Raw genomic sequence first — 13,787 nt, 5'->3', positions numbered from 1 at the left:
AACGGAAAATAACCATGTTACAGGTATATCTTGTTCGCCACGGCGAAACGGAATGGAATGTGGCTCGACGTATTCAAGGTCAATCGGACAGTGCGCTGACGCCAAGAGGTGAACAACAGGCACAGCAAGTTGCTGAACGAATCAGGACGTTAGGGATTACGCATATTTTTACCAGCGATCTCGGAAGAACGCGTCAGACGACAGAAATCATCGCTAAATCTTGTGGTGATTGCCAGATAATCCTGGAGCCCGGGTTACGTGAATTGAACATGGGCGTCTTGGAAGCCCGCGATCTGGATTTGCTGACCGCCGAGGAAGAAAAGTGGCGTAAAGGGCTGGTGGATGGCACTCCCGATGGCCGCATCCCAGAAGGCGAGTCGATGGTTGATGTGGCATTGCGCATGCACGGCGTTCTGGAGCGTTGTCTGGCGTTGCCTGCGGGAAGTCGTCCTTTGCTGGTTAGCCATGGTATGGCGCTGGGGTGCTTGCTGAGTACGGTTCTGGGGTTACCCGCATCGGCTGAACGGCGACTGCGTCTGCGCAACTGTTCCCTGTCGCGCATTGATTATCAGCAAAGCCCGTGGCTGGCACCCGGATGGGTGGTGGAAACGGCCGGAGATATCTCACATTTGGATATTCCGGCACTGGATGAGTTACAGCGCTGATAGCGGCTCGGTATGTTGGATGGGGATAAAATACTCGCAGCGAATGATGTCGGGTATTTCCCCGTCTGTATCGCGACTAGGGTGAAAACGCTCGGCGTCGAACCCTTTACGGCGCGTGAGCTGGAAGGTTGGCAGACAGGTGTCATACAGGCTGATAATAAAATCCTGTAGCTCGTCGGTCGGGCCGTCAAAAACGAACATCGCGTAGTCGCCGCCCGGTAGCGTGATGGGTTCGCCAGTATGGACATCATCAGGCAGATACTGCGGCTCCAGTGCGGTGGTGTAGAGCACTGCGTGCTCGTCGTCTTTCTCTTTACTCGGCTGCGAATGATGTAGCCCGTAAAGCACCGGTGGGACGCAGCGTGTTTCTCCCAAAAATTGACGCCAGTAGTGGACGCGAATTTCGGTACGGAAATTACAAATCTGTTCCAGGCGACAGGTATAGGTTTGCGTTAGCCCAAGCAACTGCGTTTCTGGCAGGGTGACAAACTGCGGCTGCGGCAGGGTAAACTCACCAAGCCGAATCGGCGGACGAATGCCGAAAGTGTTCCAGTTATCGGAACGACGATAAGACGCTGGCGTTTGTGCAAACTGTTTTTTGAACGCGCGGGTAAAAGTCTGTTGTGAATCAAAGCGGTATTGCAGGGCAATATCAAGGATGGGGCGACTGGTCAGGCAGAGTGCAACCGCCGCTTTGGTCAATCTCCGCGCTCGGATATATGAACCAATGGCATGGCCCGTCACATCCTTGAACATTCTTTGCAGATGCCACTTGGAATAACCCGCTTTCGCCGCCACATTATCGAGTGATAGCGGCTGGTCGAGATGGCTTTCCAGCCAGTTAAGCAAGTCACGTATGATACCGGCTTGATCCATAATCTTCCTCATCAAACACATTGAGCGCGAGCGTATTGAGATCCCGCATCATAGCAATATTTTCACTTTGGTACTGCCGAAGATTTTTGAAAATTTTCCGCAGGTAATTTGGATAAGGAGGGAGATTATAGCGGTTTATTTTTCTCATCCCCTTTTTAATTGTGGTTATTAACCGTTTGTTATGAATTGTCACAGGACCTGAAATATGAACATAAAGCGCATCATGGGAGCGGGTCTGCTATTGCTATCCACCGCCGGCGTTGTCAGTGCGGAAGAAGTGGGATCTGTCGATACGGCCTTTAAACTGCTGGGGCCGGATCATAAGATCGTCGTGGAAGCGTTTGACGATCCAGATGTATCAAATGTTACCTGCTACGTTAGCCGAGCCAAAACAGGCGGAATCAAAGGCGGGTTAGGGCTGGCGGAGGACACGTCGGACGCTGCCATTTCCTGTCAGCAGGTTGGGCCGATTACGCTGTCCGATAAAATCAAAAACGGCGGCGATCGTGGGTCCGTTGTGTTCCAGAAAAGAACATCGCTGGTTTTCAAGAAATTGCAGGTTGTTCGATTTTACGATCAAAAGCGCAATTCGCTGATCTATCTTGCTTATTCTGATCGCATAGTCGATGGTTCGCCGAAAAATGCGTTAAGCGCAGTGCCGGTTATGCCGTGGGGAAAGAGTGAATAACGTGCGGTAAGAAGGGAAAACAGCCGGAACAGATTTCTGTTCCGGCTGAGGGAATTAATTTTCCAGATCACCGCAGAAGCGGTAGCCTTCGCCGTGGATCGTGGCGATGATTTCTGGCGTATCGGCTGTAGATTCAAAGTGCTTGCGGATACGACGGATGGTGACGTCAACGGTACGGTCATGCGGCTTAAGCTCGCGACCCGTCATTTTCTTCAGCAGCTCTGCACGGGATTGAATCTTGCCCGGATTTTCGCAGAAGTGCAGCATGGCGCGGAATTCACTGCGCGGCAGCTTGTATTGTTCACCAGCCGGGCTAATCAGCGAACGGCTATTGATGTCCAGTTCCCAGCCGTTGAAACGATAGCTTTCCACCAGACGACGCTCTTCCGTGCCACCGCCCAGATTCATGGTGCGTGACAGCAGGTTACGGGCGCGGATCGTCAGTTCACGTGGGTTGAACGGTTTGGTGATGTAGTCATCCGCACCGATTTCCAGACCGAGGATCTTATCGACTTCATTGTCGCGGCCGGTGAGGAACATCAAGGCAACGGTGGCTTGCTCGCGCAATTCACGTGCCAGCAACAGGCCGTTCTTTCCTGGCAGGTTGATGTCCATGATCACCAGATTGATGTCGTTCTCGGACAAAATGTGGTGCATTTCTGCGCCATCAGTGGCTTCGTGAACAACGTATCCTTCCGCCTCAAAAATGCTTTTGAGGGTATTACGAGTTACTAGCTCGTCTTCAACAATAAGAATGTGCGGCGTCTGCATGTTTGCTACCTAAAATTGCCAACTTAAATTATAGAAATCGGAAGTACAGAAGTCGCTGTCATACCCTGCTGGCCCGCTGGCTACAACGCCAGTTATTCCGGGTATTTCCCTGGAGCTTATCGAGGTAGACTACGCTCTCGCTCAACGTCAGACTCAAGTACGTAAATGCGTTACTGGTGTTCATTCTCTACCCGCTTAGAGGTACTGCTAGCGGGTGAGCGTGGCGCTAATTTAACTGCGCTCAAAGTGGCGCACAGTTTAACCTTATTAACAGCAACATAACAGTAAGCACAGATTTTGCCTGCTGATAAATCTACGGTTCTGTTGACATATATCAAATTTCATTTTAGCACGTTAACTATTTTGTGATAAACACTTATAGGATTGCCAGTTTACGTCACAATTTAGCACTTTTTATGAACGATTTAGCATAGCAAATGCCAATAATCATAATTGGCGCTACACAGTCGTTGGTGCTTTTATAACTTATTGAAATAAAATAATTTACCTTATTTTTCTTAAGGTTTTATCTTCCCGCCCATTTTTTGGACTCACCGATGTTTCCTGGCGAAGGCTGTGTTGATGCCGGAAATGTTGTTGGTTTATTGTTAACTTTTCACTGTGATACTCAACAAATTGTCGTTATCAATAAATCGTCGTCATCAATAAATTGTTATCGATTACAAGGTCGTGTTGTTTGGCGAGCAGATAAACTATTGCCAAAACGCATGTAACCCATACTGAGGAGCCTATGCAGTTTCATATTATTTTGGTTGAGCCCGCTCGGGCTGAAAATGTAGGGGCGGCCGCTCGTGCGATGAAAACGATGGGGTTCAGCAGCTTGCGTATTGTCGGTAGCACGGTACACCAAGAGCCTGCGGCTCGCTGGGTGGCGCACGGTTCAGGGGATATTCTGGATAATGTACAGGTGTTTTCCACGCTGGCTGAAGCGCTGGCAGATGTCGATTTTACGGTCGCGACCACCGCGCGCAGCCGGGCTAAGTATCACTATTACTGCACGCCAGCGGAATTGACAGGTGTATTGCAGGAGAAGGTTCAATGGATGGCGTCTGCGGCGCTGGTGTTTGGTCGGGAAGATGTTGGCCTGACGAATGAAGAACTTGAACTGGCGGATGTGCTGACTGGCGTGCCGATGAAAGCGGATTATCCCTCTCTGAATCTTGGTCAGGCGGTGATGGTGTACTGTTACCAACTGGCTGAACTGATGCAGGTCAAACCGGAAGCGACACAGCCAGCGGTGGCGGGGCAGTTATCGGCGCTGCGCGATCGTATGGATCGGCTTTTGGTGACTCTGGCGGTTGAGGACGATGAAAAACTGCGGGACTGGCTGCATCAGCGGCTGGGACGTTTAGAGCAACGCGATACGGCGATGCTCCATCGGTTGCTACACGACATTGAAAAAAGACTGCCGAAATAAGATAGCAGAGATGGCTTTTTTGGCAGTCGAACATCTTGAGTCACGTATTTTGACAACGGTTTGTCCGGCTTATTTCTGTTTAGGCAGTGGGTTGAGCGGCTGGATTTTTTCCTTCGGCGAGAAGAAAAAAAAGAAATCCGTTGACTTCAAAGGGCGATTGGCCTAACTAATAGGGCAGATAACTCTACTTCTAATGAGATTCGATTTTAGCATGCGCACTATCAGCCTGATCACCACGATTATTACCATCACCGATACAACCAGTAACGGTGCGGGCTGACGCATATAAAGATTCCAGAAAAAGCCCGCACCGAACAGTGCGGGCTTTTTTTTTATGGCAGGTTATCCCTCAACGCCGTCTGTAAGCGGCATACAAAAAACGCTTCCGGCGTTTGGTTGGCAGAAATTCAGGAGAACAGATAAAAATGCGAGTGTTGAAATTTGGCGGGACTTCAGTAGCAAATGCGGAGCGTTTTGCACGCGTTGCCGACATTATCGAGAACAACGCGCGCCAGGGACAGGTGGCTACCGTATTGTCCGCTCCGGCGAAAATTACCAACCATCTGGTTGCCATGATTGAGAAAACCGTCGCCGGACAAGATATCCTGCCTCATTTAAACGACGCCGAAACGATCTTTTCTTCGCTGCTGCAAGGCCTTGCCGCGTCTCAGCCCGGCTTTGACCATGCCCGCCTGAAGGCATTTGTGGATCAGGAATTTGCACAGCTGAAACACGTTCTGCACGGTATCGCGCTGCTGGGCCAGTGCCCTGACAGTGTGAACGCAGCGATCATCTGCCGGGGAGAAAAACTGTCTATCGCCATCATGGAAGCGGTCTTTCAGGCACGCGGCTATGGGGTTTCCGTTATCAACCCGGTCGAGAAGCTGCTGGCACAGGGACACTATCTTGAATCCACCGTGGATATCACGGAATCGACTCGCCGCGTCGCTGAAAGCGCCATCCCGAAAGATCATGTGATCCTGATGGCGGGCTTTACGGCTGGTAACGACAAAGGCGAACTGGTCGTGCTGGGCCGTAACGGTTCTGACTATTCCGCTGCGGTACTGGCTGCGTGTTTGCGTGCCGACTGTTGTGAGATCTGGACCGATGTGGACGGTGTATATACCTGCGATCCGCGTCAGGTGCCGGACGCTCGATTATTGAAATCGATGTCCTATCAGGAGGCGATGGAGCTGTCCTATTTGCGGCGCCAAAGTCCTCCACCCTCGCACCATCGCTCCTATCGCCCAGTTCCAAATTCCCTGCCTCATCAAAAACACCGAAAATCCTCAGGCTCCCGGCACGCTCATCGGCATGGACAGTACGGATACTCAGTATCCGGTGAAAGGCATTACCAACCTGAACAACATGGCGATGATTAACGTATCCGGCCCAGGCATGAAAGGCATGGTCGGCATGGCCGCGCGCGTGTTTGCCGCGATGTCACGTGCGGGTATCTCTGTTGTTCTGATTACGCAGTCATCTTCCGAATACAGCATCAGCTTCTGCGTATCGCAAAACGAGCTGGCGCGCGCCAGAAAAACGCTGGAAGACGAATTCTATCTGGAACTGAAAGAAGGCGTGCTGGAACCGCTGGATGTGATGGAACGTCTGGCGATCCTCTCTGTCGTCGGTGATGGTATGCGTACGCTGCGCGGCCTGTCTGCACGTCTGTTCTCGGCATTAGCGACGGCAAATATCAATATCGTGGCTATCGCGCAGGGCTCGTCCGAGCGCTCTATCTCTGTCGTGGTGAATAACGATGTCGCCACAACTGGCGTACGCGTTGCCCACCAGATGCTGTTTAACACCGATCAGGTGATCGACGTATTTGTTATCGGCGTCGGCGGCGTGGGTGGCGCACTGCTGGATCAGATCCACCGTCAGCAGCCGTGGCTAAAAGACAAGCATATCGACCTGCGCGTGTGTGGGATCGCCAACTCCAAAGCGATGCTGACCAACATTAACGGCATCTCGATGGAAAACTGGCATGAAGAGCTGGGTAAAGCCCGCGAGCCGTTTAATCTGGGTCGTCTGATTCGTCTGGTTAAAGAGTACCACCTGCTGAACCCGGTGATCGTCGACTGTACGTCGAATCAGGCCGTGGCCGATCAGTATGTGGATTTCCTGGCCGACGGTTTCCATGTCGTGACGCCAAACAAGAAAGCTAACACGGGGTCGATGAATTACTATCATCAACTACGTAGCGCCGCGGCGAAATCCCGCCGTCGTTTCCTGTATGACACCAACGTCGGTGCAGGTCTGCCGGTGATTGAGAACCTGCAAAATCTGCTGAATGCGGGTGATGAGCTGATTCGCTTTACCGGTATTCTCTCTGGCTCGCTGTCCTTTATTTTCGGTAAACTCGATGAAGGCATGTCGCTGTCGGAAGCGACCACGCAGGCGAAAGAAAAAGGCTATACCGAACCCGATCCGCGTGACGATCTGTCCGGTATGGATGTGGCGCGTAAGCTGCTGATTCTGGCGCGTGAAGCGGGTTATCAGCTGGAGCTGGGCGATATTGAGGTGGAATCTGTGCTGCCTGCCAGCTTTGATGCGTCCGGCGATGTTGCCAGCTTTATGCAGCGCCTGCCGACGGCAGACGCTGAGTTTGCCAGCCGTGTTGCACAAGCGCGTGATGAAGGTAAAGTGTTGCGCTATGTCGGCGTGATCGAAGAAGGCCGCTGTAAGGTCAAGATCAGTGCCGTTGGCGGCAACGATCCGCTGTTTAAAGTCAAAGATGGCGAGAATGCGCTGGCATTCTACAGCCGTTATTATCAGCCACTGCCGCTCGTGTTGCGCGGTTATGGCGCGGGTAACGATGTTACCGCTGCTGGTGTGTTCGCAGATCTGCTGCGCACCTTGTCATGGAAGTTGGGAGCATAATTATGGTTAAGGTGTATGCACCTGCGTCAATCGGTAACGTCAGCGTCGGGTTTGATGTGCTGGGCGCGGCCGTCTCACCGGTAGACGGTTCACTGCTGGGGGATTGCGTCTCTGTTGAAGCTGCCGATCTGTTCAGCCTGCGTAATGAAGGGCGTTTTGTTAGCAAGCTGCCGGACAACCCGAAAGAAAACATTGTGTATCAATGTTGGGAACTGTTCTGTCAGGAAATTGGCAAAACCGTGCCAGTAGCGATGACGCTCGAAAAGAACATGCCGATTGGTTCCGGGCTCGGTTCCAGCGCTTGTTCTGTCGTCGCCGGGCTGATGGCGATGAACGAATTTTGCGGTAAGCCGCTGGATGATACCCGTCTGCTGAAACTGATGGGTGAGCTGGAAGGGCGCATTTCCGGCAGCGTTCACTACGATAACGTGGCGCCGTGTTTCCTCGGCGGCGTCCAACTGATGCTGGAAGAGAACGGCATCATCAGCCAGTCTGTGCCGTCATTCGATGATTGGCTGTGGGTCATGGCGTATCCGGGGATTAAAGTCTCCACTGCTGAAGCGCGCGCGATTCTGCCTGCGCAATATCGTCGTCAGGATTGCATCAGCCACGGTCGTTATCTGGCCGGTTTTATCCACGCTTGCCATACCGGACAGGCTGAGCTGGCGGCGAAACTGATGAAAGATGTCATCGCGGAACCTTATCGGACGAAACTGCTGCCCGGCTTTGCTGCCGCTCGCCAGGCTGCTGAAGATATCGGGGCGCTGGCCTGCGGTATTTCCGGCTCTGGCCCAACGTTATTCTCCGTCTGCAACGACATGGCAAGCGCACAGCGTCTGGCCGACTGGCTGCGGGATAACTATTTGCAGAACGATGAAGGTTTTGTTCATATTTGCCGTCTTGATACGACTGGCGCACGACAATTGGGATAACGCATGAAACTGTACAACCTTAAAGATCACAACGAGCAGGTCAGTTTTGCTCAGGCTATCAAGCAAGGGCTGGGTAGCCAGCAAGGGCTGTTCTTCCCGCTGGAGCTGCCGGAATTTGAGCGCACCGAAATTGATGCCCTGCTGGATCTGGATTTCGTCACTCGCAGCAGCCGTATTCTGTCTGCGTATATTGGCGACGAGATCGCGACTGAAACCGTGTTCGAGCGCGTAAAAGCTGCCTTTGCGTTCCCGGCACCGGTTGCGCCAGTTGCGGAAGACATCGCTGCGCTGGAGCTGTTCCACGGCCCGACGCTGGCCTTTAAAGACTTCGGCGGCCGCTTTATGGCGCAAATGCTGACGGAAGTGTCTGGCGACGAGAAAATCACTATTCTGACGGCGACCTCTGGCGACACTGGTGCTGCTGTGGCACACGCCTTTTACGGTCTGGAAAATGTCCGCGTTGTGATTTTGTATCCGCAGGGCAAGATCAGTCCGTTGCAGGAGAAACTGTTCTGCACGCTGGGTGGCAACATTCACACCATCGCTATCGACAGCGATTTCGATGCCTGTCAGGCGTTGGTGAAAAAGGCGTTTGATGATGAAGAACTGAAAAAGGCGATTGGCCTGAACTCAGCGAACTCCATCAACATCAGCCGTCTGCTGGCGCAAATTTGCTACTACTTTGAAGCCGTTGCGCAGCTGCCGCAGGAAGCCCGTAATCAACTGGTGGTTTCTGTACCAAGCGGTAACTTCGGCGATCTGACCGCTGGCCTGCTGGCGAAATCGCTGGGTCTGCCAATTAAGCGCTTCATCGCTGCGACTAACGCCAATGACACGGTACCGCGCTTCCTGAGCAGCGGGAATTGGGAACCTAATAAAACGGTGGCAACCTTATCCAACGCCATGGACGTAAGCCAGCCGAACAACTGGCCGCGTGTGGAAGAGCTGTTCCGTCGTAAGAACTGGCAGTTGAAAACGCTGGGCTTTGGCGCGGTGAGCGATGAGACCACGAAAGAAACCATGCATGAGCTGGATGCGCTAGGCTATCTCTCTGAGCCGCATGCTGCGATTGCCTACCGTCTGCTGCGCGATCAGCTGCAAGCCGGTGAGTTCGGTCTGTTCCTGGGTACAGCGCACCCGGCGAAATTCAAGGAAAGCGTAGAAGACATCCTGGGTAAAGAACTGGATCTGCCGGAAGCGCTGGCTGAGCGTGCCGATCTGGATCTGCTGTCGCACAACTTCCCGGATGATTTCGCAAAGCTGCGTGAGTTCCTGATGTCACTGCCGGAATAAATCGATTGAAAGGGCGGAATATTCCGCCCTGTTTCCCTTCTTTTGTTTACTGTTCGTGGCGCTTAAACACCAGCTCGTTAGCTGAAGAATCCGCAGCCTCGAAAAAGTAACCTTCCAGATTAAACGCTTTCAACTGCTCCGGTTGAGTCAGGCGGTTTTGAATAATGAAACGACTCATCAGACCGCGCGCTTTCTTGGCGTAGAAACTGATCACCTTGAATTTACCGTTTTTCTCATCCAGGAAGACGGGTTTGATCAGACGGGCATTAAGCTTTTTCGGTTTAACGGCTTTGAAATATTCGTCCGATGCCAGATTAACCAGCACATCGTCGCCTTGATCGCGCAACGCCTGATTCAGCTTTTCAGTAATGGTGTCGCCCCAGAAACTGTAGAGATCTTTACCGGCTTTATTTTCCAGCTTGGTGCCCATTTCCAGCCGATATGGCTGCATCAAATCTAGCGGGCGCAACACGCCATACAGGCCTGACAGCATACGCAGGTGCTGCTGGGCGAAATCGAAGTCATCCTCGCTGAAATCTTCTGCAGCCAATCCGGTATAGACGTCGCCCTTAAACGCCAGCAGTGCCTGACGCGCATTCTCCGGCGTGAAATCCGGCTGCCAGTCGCTAAAGCGGCCTGCGTTCAGGTCAGCCAGCTTATCGCTGATGCTCATCAACGAGGATATTTGTGCTGGCGTCAGTTTTTTACACACGCCAATCAACTGGCTGGAATAGTCCAGAAGCTCCGGCTGCGTATAACGCGTCGTTGCCAAAGGACTGGTGTAGTCGAGCGTTTTTGCGGGTGAAATAGTAATAAGCATGCGCCATGTCCTGTCGGTCTGATTTCTGATGGGTCTACTATAGCAAGAACGCAGTAAGAAAACGGCGATAGCTATAATACGCCTCGTCTTTCACGTCTCATCGCGTTCGGGAAGGGGAAAACATGGCGTCTTACCGGCGTGTAAGCGCCGTTGCAAAGGCGAGTGGGAAAAGGCTGGCTTGCGCGGGAAAGTGCGCGTGTTATTATCAGATTTCGGCGCAAAACAGACGGCCACCAGATTAGATAACAAGTCGATTCATATACGAGCTATTTTCATTCACGAGCACCACGTATAAACAACGAGACATGCCAACATGACGGATAAACTGACTTCCCTACGCCAACTGACCACGGTTGTAGCTGATACCGGCGATATTGCGGCAATGAAACTGTACCAACCGCAAGATGCGACCACCAACCCTTCACTGATTCTGAATGCGGCGCAAATTCCTGAATACCGCAAACTGATCGACGAAGCAATTGCCTGGGCGCGTGAGCAGAGCAGCGATCGCAAACAGCAGGTCGTGGATGCCACGGATAAACTGGCGGTCAATATTGGTCTCGAAATTTTAAAATTGATCCCAGGCCGCATCTCTACAGAAGTGGATGCGCGTTTGTCTTATGACACCGAAGCCAGCGTGGCGAAGGCAAAACACCTGATCAAGCTGTACAACGACGCGGGCATCAGCAACGAGCGTATCCTGATTAAACTGGCTTCCACCTGGCAGGGCATCCGCGCGGCAGAGCAGCTGGAAAAAGAAGGCATCAACTGTATACCTGACGCTGCTGTTCTCCTTTGCACAGGCGCGCGCTTGTGCTGAAGCGGGCGTGTTCCTGATTTCTCCGTTCGTTGGTCGTATCCTTGACTGGTACAAAGCCAATGGCGATAAGAAAGAATTCGCGCCGCATGAAGATCCGGGCGTGGTTTCCGTTAGCGAAATCTATGACTACTACAAAGAGCACGGCTATGAAACCGTCGTGATGGGCGCAAGCTTCCGTAACGTCGGTGAGATTCTGGAACTGGCCGGTTGTGATCGCCTTACGATTGCGCCAGCTCTGCTGAAAGAGCTGTCAGAAAGCGAAGGCGAAGTGGTTCGCAAACTGTCTTACGTCGGTGAAGTGAAAGTCCGTCCGGCGAAAATGACCGAAGCGGAGTTCTACTGGCAGCATAACCAGGATCCAATGGCGATTGATAAACTGGCCGACGGGATCCGTAAGTTTGCTATCGACCAGGAAAAACTGGAAAAGATGATTGCAGATTTACTGTAAGCATTCTGCTGATAAAAATAGCCGGGATTCCCGGCTATTTTTTTGTCTGCAGTTTGGTCTCGTGGAGGGAATAGGGCTATTTTGCCGTCGCGTTACGGGTTTTCTTCGCGATATAAAGATTATCATCGGCACGCTTCATGACCTCGCTAAGATCTTCCCCAGCGATATAGTATTCAACCAGCCCAATACTGACCGTCAGCCTGATTTTCCCCGCGGCGGTTTCACAAGGCGTGTCGCTAACGCGCTCTCTTGCTTTGTCCACGATGGTGTACGCATCGTCTAATCCGGTATTCGGTAATACGATCGCGAATTCATCGCCGCCAATTCGGCCAAAAATATCTTCACGGCGAAATGATTTCTTGAAGGTGTCGGCAACAAACTTCAACGCATCATCCCCGACGCCATGCCCAAAGCTATCATTCACCTGCTTAAAGTAGTCGATGTCGATCAGAATGACGCTAACGGGGCGCTTGGTCAGGTTGGCGATACTAAAGGCTTTATTGGCGGCCAGAAAGAACGCGTCTCGCCGCAAATAACCGGTGAGATCGTCATACCGCGCGATGATGGGCAGTTCCACCAAATATTTTTTCGTCAGCACGGACAGCAGGCTGCCTAAAATAGCGAAGAGCAGCACGCTGCCAGTAATAACGAGAAGTGAGGACAGGGAGAACATCGTCTGGATAAATGATGGTGGTGGGTTTTCTGACGTTGTTCTTATCCAGATACCCAGTAATTCATCGGTTGGCGACAGAATAGGGAAAATAATTGTCAGCGTGTTTTTACCTGCATAGTCCCCGATAGAGGGCAGTTTATTTTGGCAGGTGCGAATTACGGCCATATCGTTGAAATTGAGATCGGAAGAGGAAAGCTTGTTTATGCATTCGCTACGCGAATCCCGCGTGTGAAAGGCAAATGTTCTGGTACGTGACAATAAATACGTGCCGGATTGTCGAATCATATCGCTTTCGGTTACCTCACCGCTATTGGTGTAGGAGCCGTAGGTTTTGATCGCGGTATCAAGATTTATCCGTTCTGTTTTCCAGGTCGATTTATTGGCTTCATGCATAATAACGATGGTGAAGATAAAGGAAATCGCCCCGAACAGAAGAAATGCGTATGTCGGATGGGCAAAAAGTTTAAGTATCTTATACTTAAGATCGTTCATGGCGACTTCCTTGATAGGGCTTTTTTACTTATTGTGATACTAAAGAAGTGCTTTAATTTTATCATATTATTTGATTTTACGTGATGTTCTGTCGTGGTAGGTACCATCCTTTTTCTCTTTAATCTATCGGCTTATTTCATCTGCTCTTAATAGGTAAACGATCTTTTTTATTTGCCAACTATTCTTAAGTTTTAATTGCGTAGCGTTATTATTAATTTCAGTAATCCCCTGATTTTTTTGAGACGCTATTTAATAATTATTATCAAATGTCATACCGCGCTCGGCGTGAAATAACGAACATCGTGTGAATTTCCTTATGAGAGCGAATTGTTTGCTAAAAGCCGTCAATATCCTGATAAAATTAGTGTTTTGTTTAAACTGAGGTGCTTATGAACGTATTGCGTATTGGTTTGGTCTCCGTATCCGATCGCGCTTCCGGCGGGGTTTATCAGGATAAAGGCATCCCAGAACTGGAATCCTGGCTCCGCAGTGCCTTGACCACGCCTTTTGAAGTGGAAACCCGGCTGGTGCCGGATGAACAGCCGATGATTGAACAAACGCTGTGTGAACTGGTTGATGAACGCAGCTGTCATCTGGTGCTGACAACTGGGGGAACGGGGCCCGCACGTCGTGATGTCACGCCGGATGCCACGATGGCCGTTGCCGATCGAGAAATGCCGGGGTTTGGCGAACAAATGCGACAGATTAGCCTGCGCTTCGTTCCTACCGCGATCCTTTCACGCCAGGTGGGCGTGCTGCGTAAACAAGCGCTGATTCTTAATCTTCCAGGGCAACCCAAGTCGATTAAGGAAACGCTGGAAGGCTTAAAAGATGCAGATGGCAAGGTGGTTGTGGCCGGTATTTTTGCCAGCGTACCGTATTGTATCCAGCTGCTGGAAGGCCCTTATATTGAAACCAATACGGATGTGGTAGCAGCTTTTCGCCCTAAAAATGCCGTGCGCGAAATAAAAAACTGAAGTTAGGC

Annotated in this window: 11 protein-coding genes, 2 pseudogenes and 1 other annotated feature; of the genes and pseudogenes, 9 read left to right on the top strand and 4 right to left on the bottom strand. The window is 51.4% G+C overall.

What is annotated here, in order from left to right; all coding sequences use genetic code 11:
- Positions 1-14: 14 nt before the first annotated feature.
- On the top strand, positions 15-665 hold the full coding sequence (gene gpmB / locus HP572_RS16845) for a 2,3-diphosphoglycerate-dependent phosphoglycerate mutase GpmB (RefSeq protein ID WP_240583812.1): 651 nt from the start codon (positions 15-17) through the stop codon (positions 663-665).
- Here the strand turns inward: gpmB and robA are convergent.
- On the bottom strand, positions 654-1,541 hold the full coding sequence (gene robA, locus HP572_RS16840; protein ID WP_240583811.1) for an MDR efflux pump AcrAB transcriptional activator RobA: 888 nt from the start codon (positions 1,539-1,541) through the stop codon (positions 654-656). The two genes, gpmB and robA, sit on opposite strands and share 12 nt — an antisense overlap.
- 223 nt (positions 1,542-1,764) lie before the next feature.
- Here robA and creA point away from each other — a divergent pair, with 223 nt between their 5' ends.
- Positions 1,765-2,229 carry a protein CreA gene (gene creA, locus HP572_RS16835; RefSeq protein WP_371745336.1) on the top strand — a complete coding sequence of 155 codons (465 nt, stop codon included), beginning with the start codon at positions 1,765-1,767 and terminating at the stop codon, positions 2,227-2,229.
- A 54-nt stretch (positions 2,230-2,283) separates the two neighbouring features.
- On the opposite strand, the gene arcA is transcribed toward creA, so the two are convergent.
- Positions 2,284-3,000: a two-component system response regulator ArcA gene (gene arcA, locus HP572_RS16830; protein WP_039490693.1), complete on the bottom strand. Its 717-nt coding sequence runs from the start codon at positions 2,998-3,000 to the stop codon at positions 2,284-2,286.
- A 751-nt stretch (positions 3,001-3,751) separates the two neighbouring features.
- On the opposite strand from arcA, the gene HP572_RS16825 reads away from it, so the two are divergent.
- The 5 genes and pseudogenes from HP572_RS16825 (at position 3,752) to thrC (ending at position 9,549) form a co-directional block, all read left to right on the top strand.
- Complete coding sequence (locus HP572_RS16825; protein ID WP_039511228.1) at positions 3,752-4,438, top strand: tRNA/rRNA methyltransferase; 687 nt, start codon at positions 3,752-3,754, stop codon at positions 4,436-4,438.
- 193 nt (positions 4,439-4,631) lie between these two features.
- Positions 4,632-4,718: a thr operon leader peptide gene (gene thrL / locus HP572_RS23015; RefSeq protein ID WP_071531141.1), complete on the top strand. Its 87-nt coding sequence runs from the start codon at positions 4,632-4,634 to the stop codon at positions 4,716-4,718.
- Positions 4,657-4,772 (top strand) — a sequence feature (Thr leader region). Its footprint overlaps the gene before it by 62 nt.
- Before the next feature lie 91 nt (positions 4,773-4,863).
- A pseudogene (gene thrA, locus HP572_RS16820) lies at positions 4,864-7,324 on the top strand (bifunctional aspartate kinase/homoserine dehydrogenase I).
- A 2-nt stretch (positions 7,325-7,326) separates the two neighbouring features.
- The gene (gene thrB, locus HP572_RS16815) at positions 7,327-8,256 is read left to right on the top strand and encodes a homoserine kinase (RefSeq protein WP_205551788.1); all 930 of its coding nucleotides are present in this window, start codon (positions 7,327-7,329) and stop codon (positions 8,254-8,256) included.
- A gap of 3 nt (positions 8,257-8,259) precedes the next feature.
- Positions 8,260-9,549, top strand: coding sequence for a threonine synthase (gene thrC, locus HP572_RS16810; RefSeq protein WP_039490697.1), 1,290 nt, complete (start codon positions 8,260-8,262; stop codon positions 9,547-9,549).
- A gap of 46 nt (positions 9,550-9,595) precedes the next feature.
- Here thrC and yaaA read toward each other — a convergent pair whose 3' ends face one another.
- On the bottom strand, positions 9,596-10,369 hold the full coding sequence (gene yaaA / locus HP572_RS16805) for a peroxide stress protein YaaA (protein WP_240583810.1): 774 nt from the start codon (positions 10,367-10,369) through the stop codon (positions 9,596-9,598).
- 313 nt (positions 10,370-10,682) lie between these two features.
- On the opposite strand from yaaA, the pseudogene tal reads away from it, so the two are divergent.
- Positions 10,683-11,637: pseudogene (tal, locus tag HP572_RS16800) on the top strand (transaldolase).
- A gap of 76 nt (positions 11,638-11,713) precedes the next feature.
- Here tal and HP572_RS16795 read toward each other — a convergent pair.
- Positions 11,714-12,802 carry a GGDEF domain-containing protein gene (locus HP572_RS16795; RefSeq protein WP_205551782.1) on the bottom strand — a complete coding sequence of 363 codons (1,089 nt, stop codon included), beginning with the start codon at positions 12,800-12,802 and terminating at the stop codon, positions 11,714-11,716.
- A gap of 389 nt (positions 12,803-13,191) precedes the next feature.
- Here HP572_RS16795 and mog point away from each other — a divergent pair, with 389 nt between their 5' ends.
- Complete coding sequence (mog, locus tag HP572_RS16790; protein WP_240583809.1) at positions 13,192-13,779, top strand: molybdopterin adenylyltransferase; 588 nt, start codon at positions 13,192-13,194, stop codon at positions 13,777-13,779.
- Positions 13,780-13,787 lie beyond the last annotated feature (8 nt).

It is taken from the genome of Pectobacterium sp. PL64, assembly GCF_022477975.1.
In the GTDB taxonomy this organism is placed as follows: Bacteria; Pseudomonadota; Gammaproteobacteria; order Enterobacterales; family Enterobacteriaceae; genus Pectobacterium; species Pectobacterium jejuense.
This window is presented reverse-complemented; position numbering and strand designations above follow the sequence as displayed.

Coding starts and splice junctions, on each gene's coding strand:
- gpmB (WP_240583812.1), top strand. CDS start 15: ATGTTACAGGTATATCTTGTTCGCCACGGCGAAACGGAATGGAATGTG.
- robA (WP_240583811.1), bottom strand. CDS start 1,541: ATGGATCAAGCCGGTATCATACGTGACTTGCTTAACTGGCTGGAAAGC.
- creA (WP_371745336.1), top strand. CDS start 1,765: ATGGGAGCGGGTCTGCTATTGCTATCCACCGCCGGCGTTGTCAGTGCG.
- arcA (WP_039490693.1), bottom strand. CDS start 3,000: ATGCAGACGCCGCACATTCTTATTGTTGAAGACGAGCTAGTAACTCGT.
- HP572_RS16825 (WP_039511228.1), top strand. CDS start 3,752: ATGCAGTTTCATATTATTTTGGTTGAGCCCGCTCGGGCTGAAAATGTA.
- thrL (WP_071531141.1), top strand. CDS start 4,632: ATGAGATTCGATTTTAGCATGCGCACTATCAGCCTGATCACCACGATT.
- thrB (WP_205551788.1), top strand. CDS start 7,327: ATGGTTAAGGTGTATGCACCTGCGTCAATCGGTAACGTCAGCGTCGGG.
- thrC (WP_039490697.1), top strand. CDS start 8,260: ATGAAACTGTACAACCTTAAAGATCACAACGAGCAGGTCAGTTTTGCT.
- yaaA (WP_240583810.1), bottom strand. CDS start 10,369: ATGCTTATTACTATTTCACCCGCAAAAACGCTCGACTACACCAGTCCT.
- HP572_RS16795 (WP_205551782.1), bottom strand. CDS start 12,802: ATGAACGATCTTAAGTATAAGATACTTAAACTTTTTGCCCATCCGACA.
- mog (WP_240583809.1), top strand. CDS start 13,192: ATGAACGTATTGCGTATTGGTTTGGTCTCCGTATCCGATCGCGCTTCC.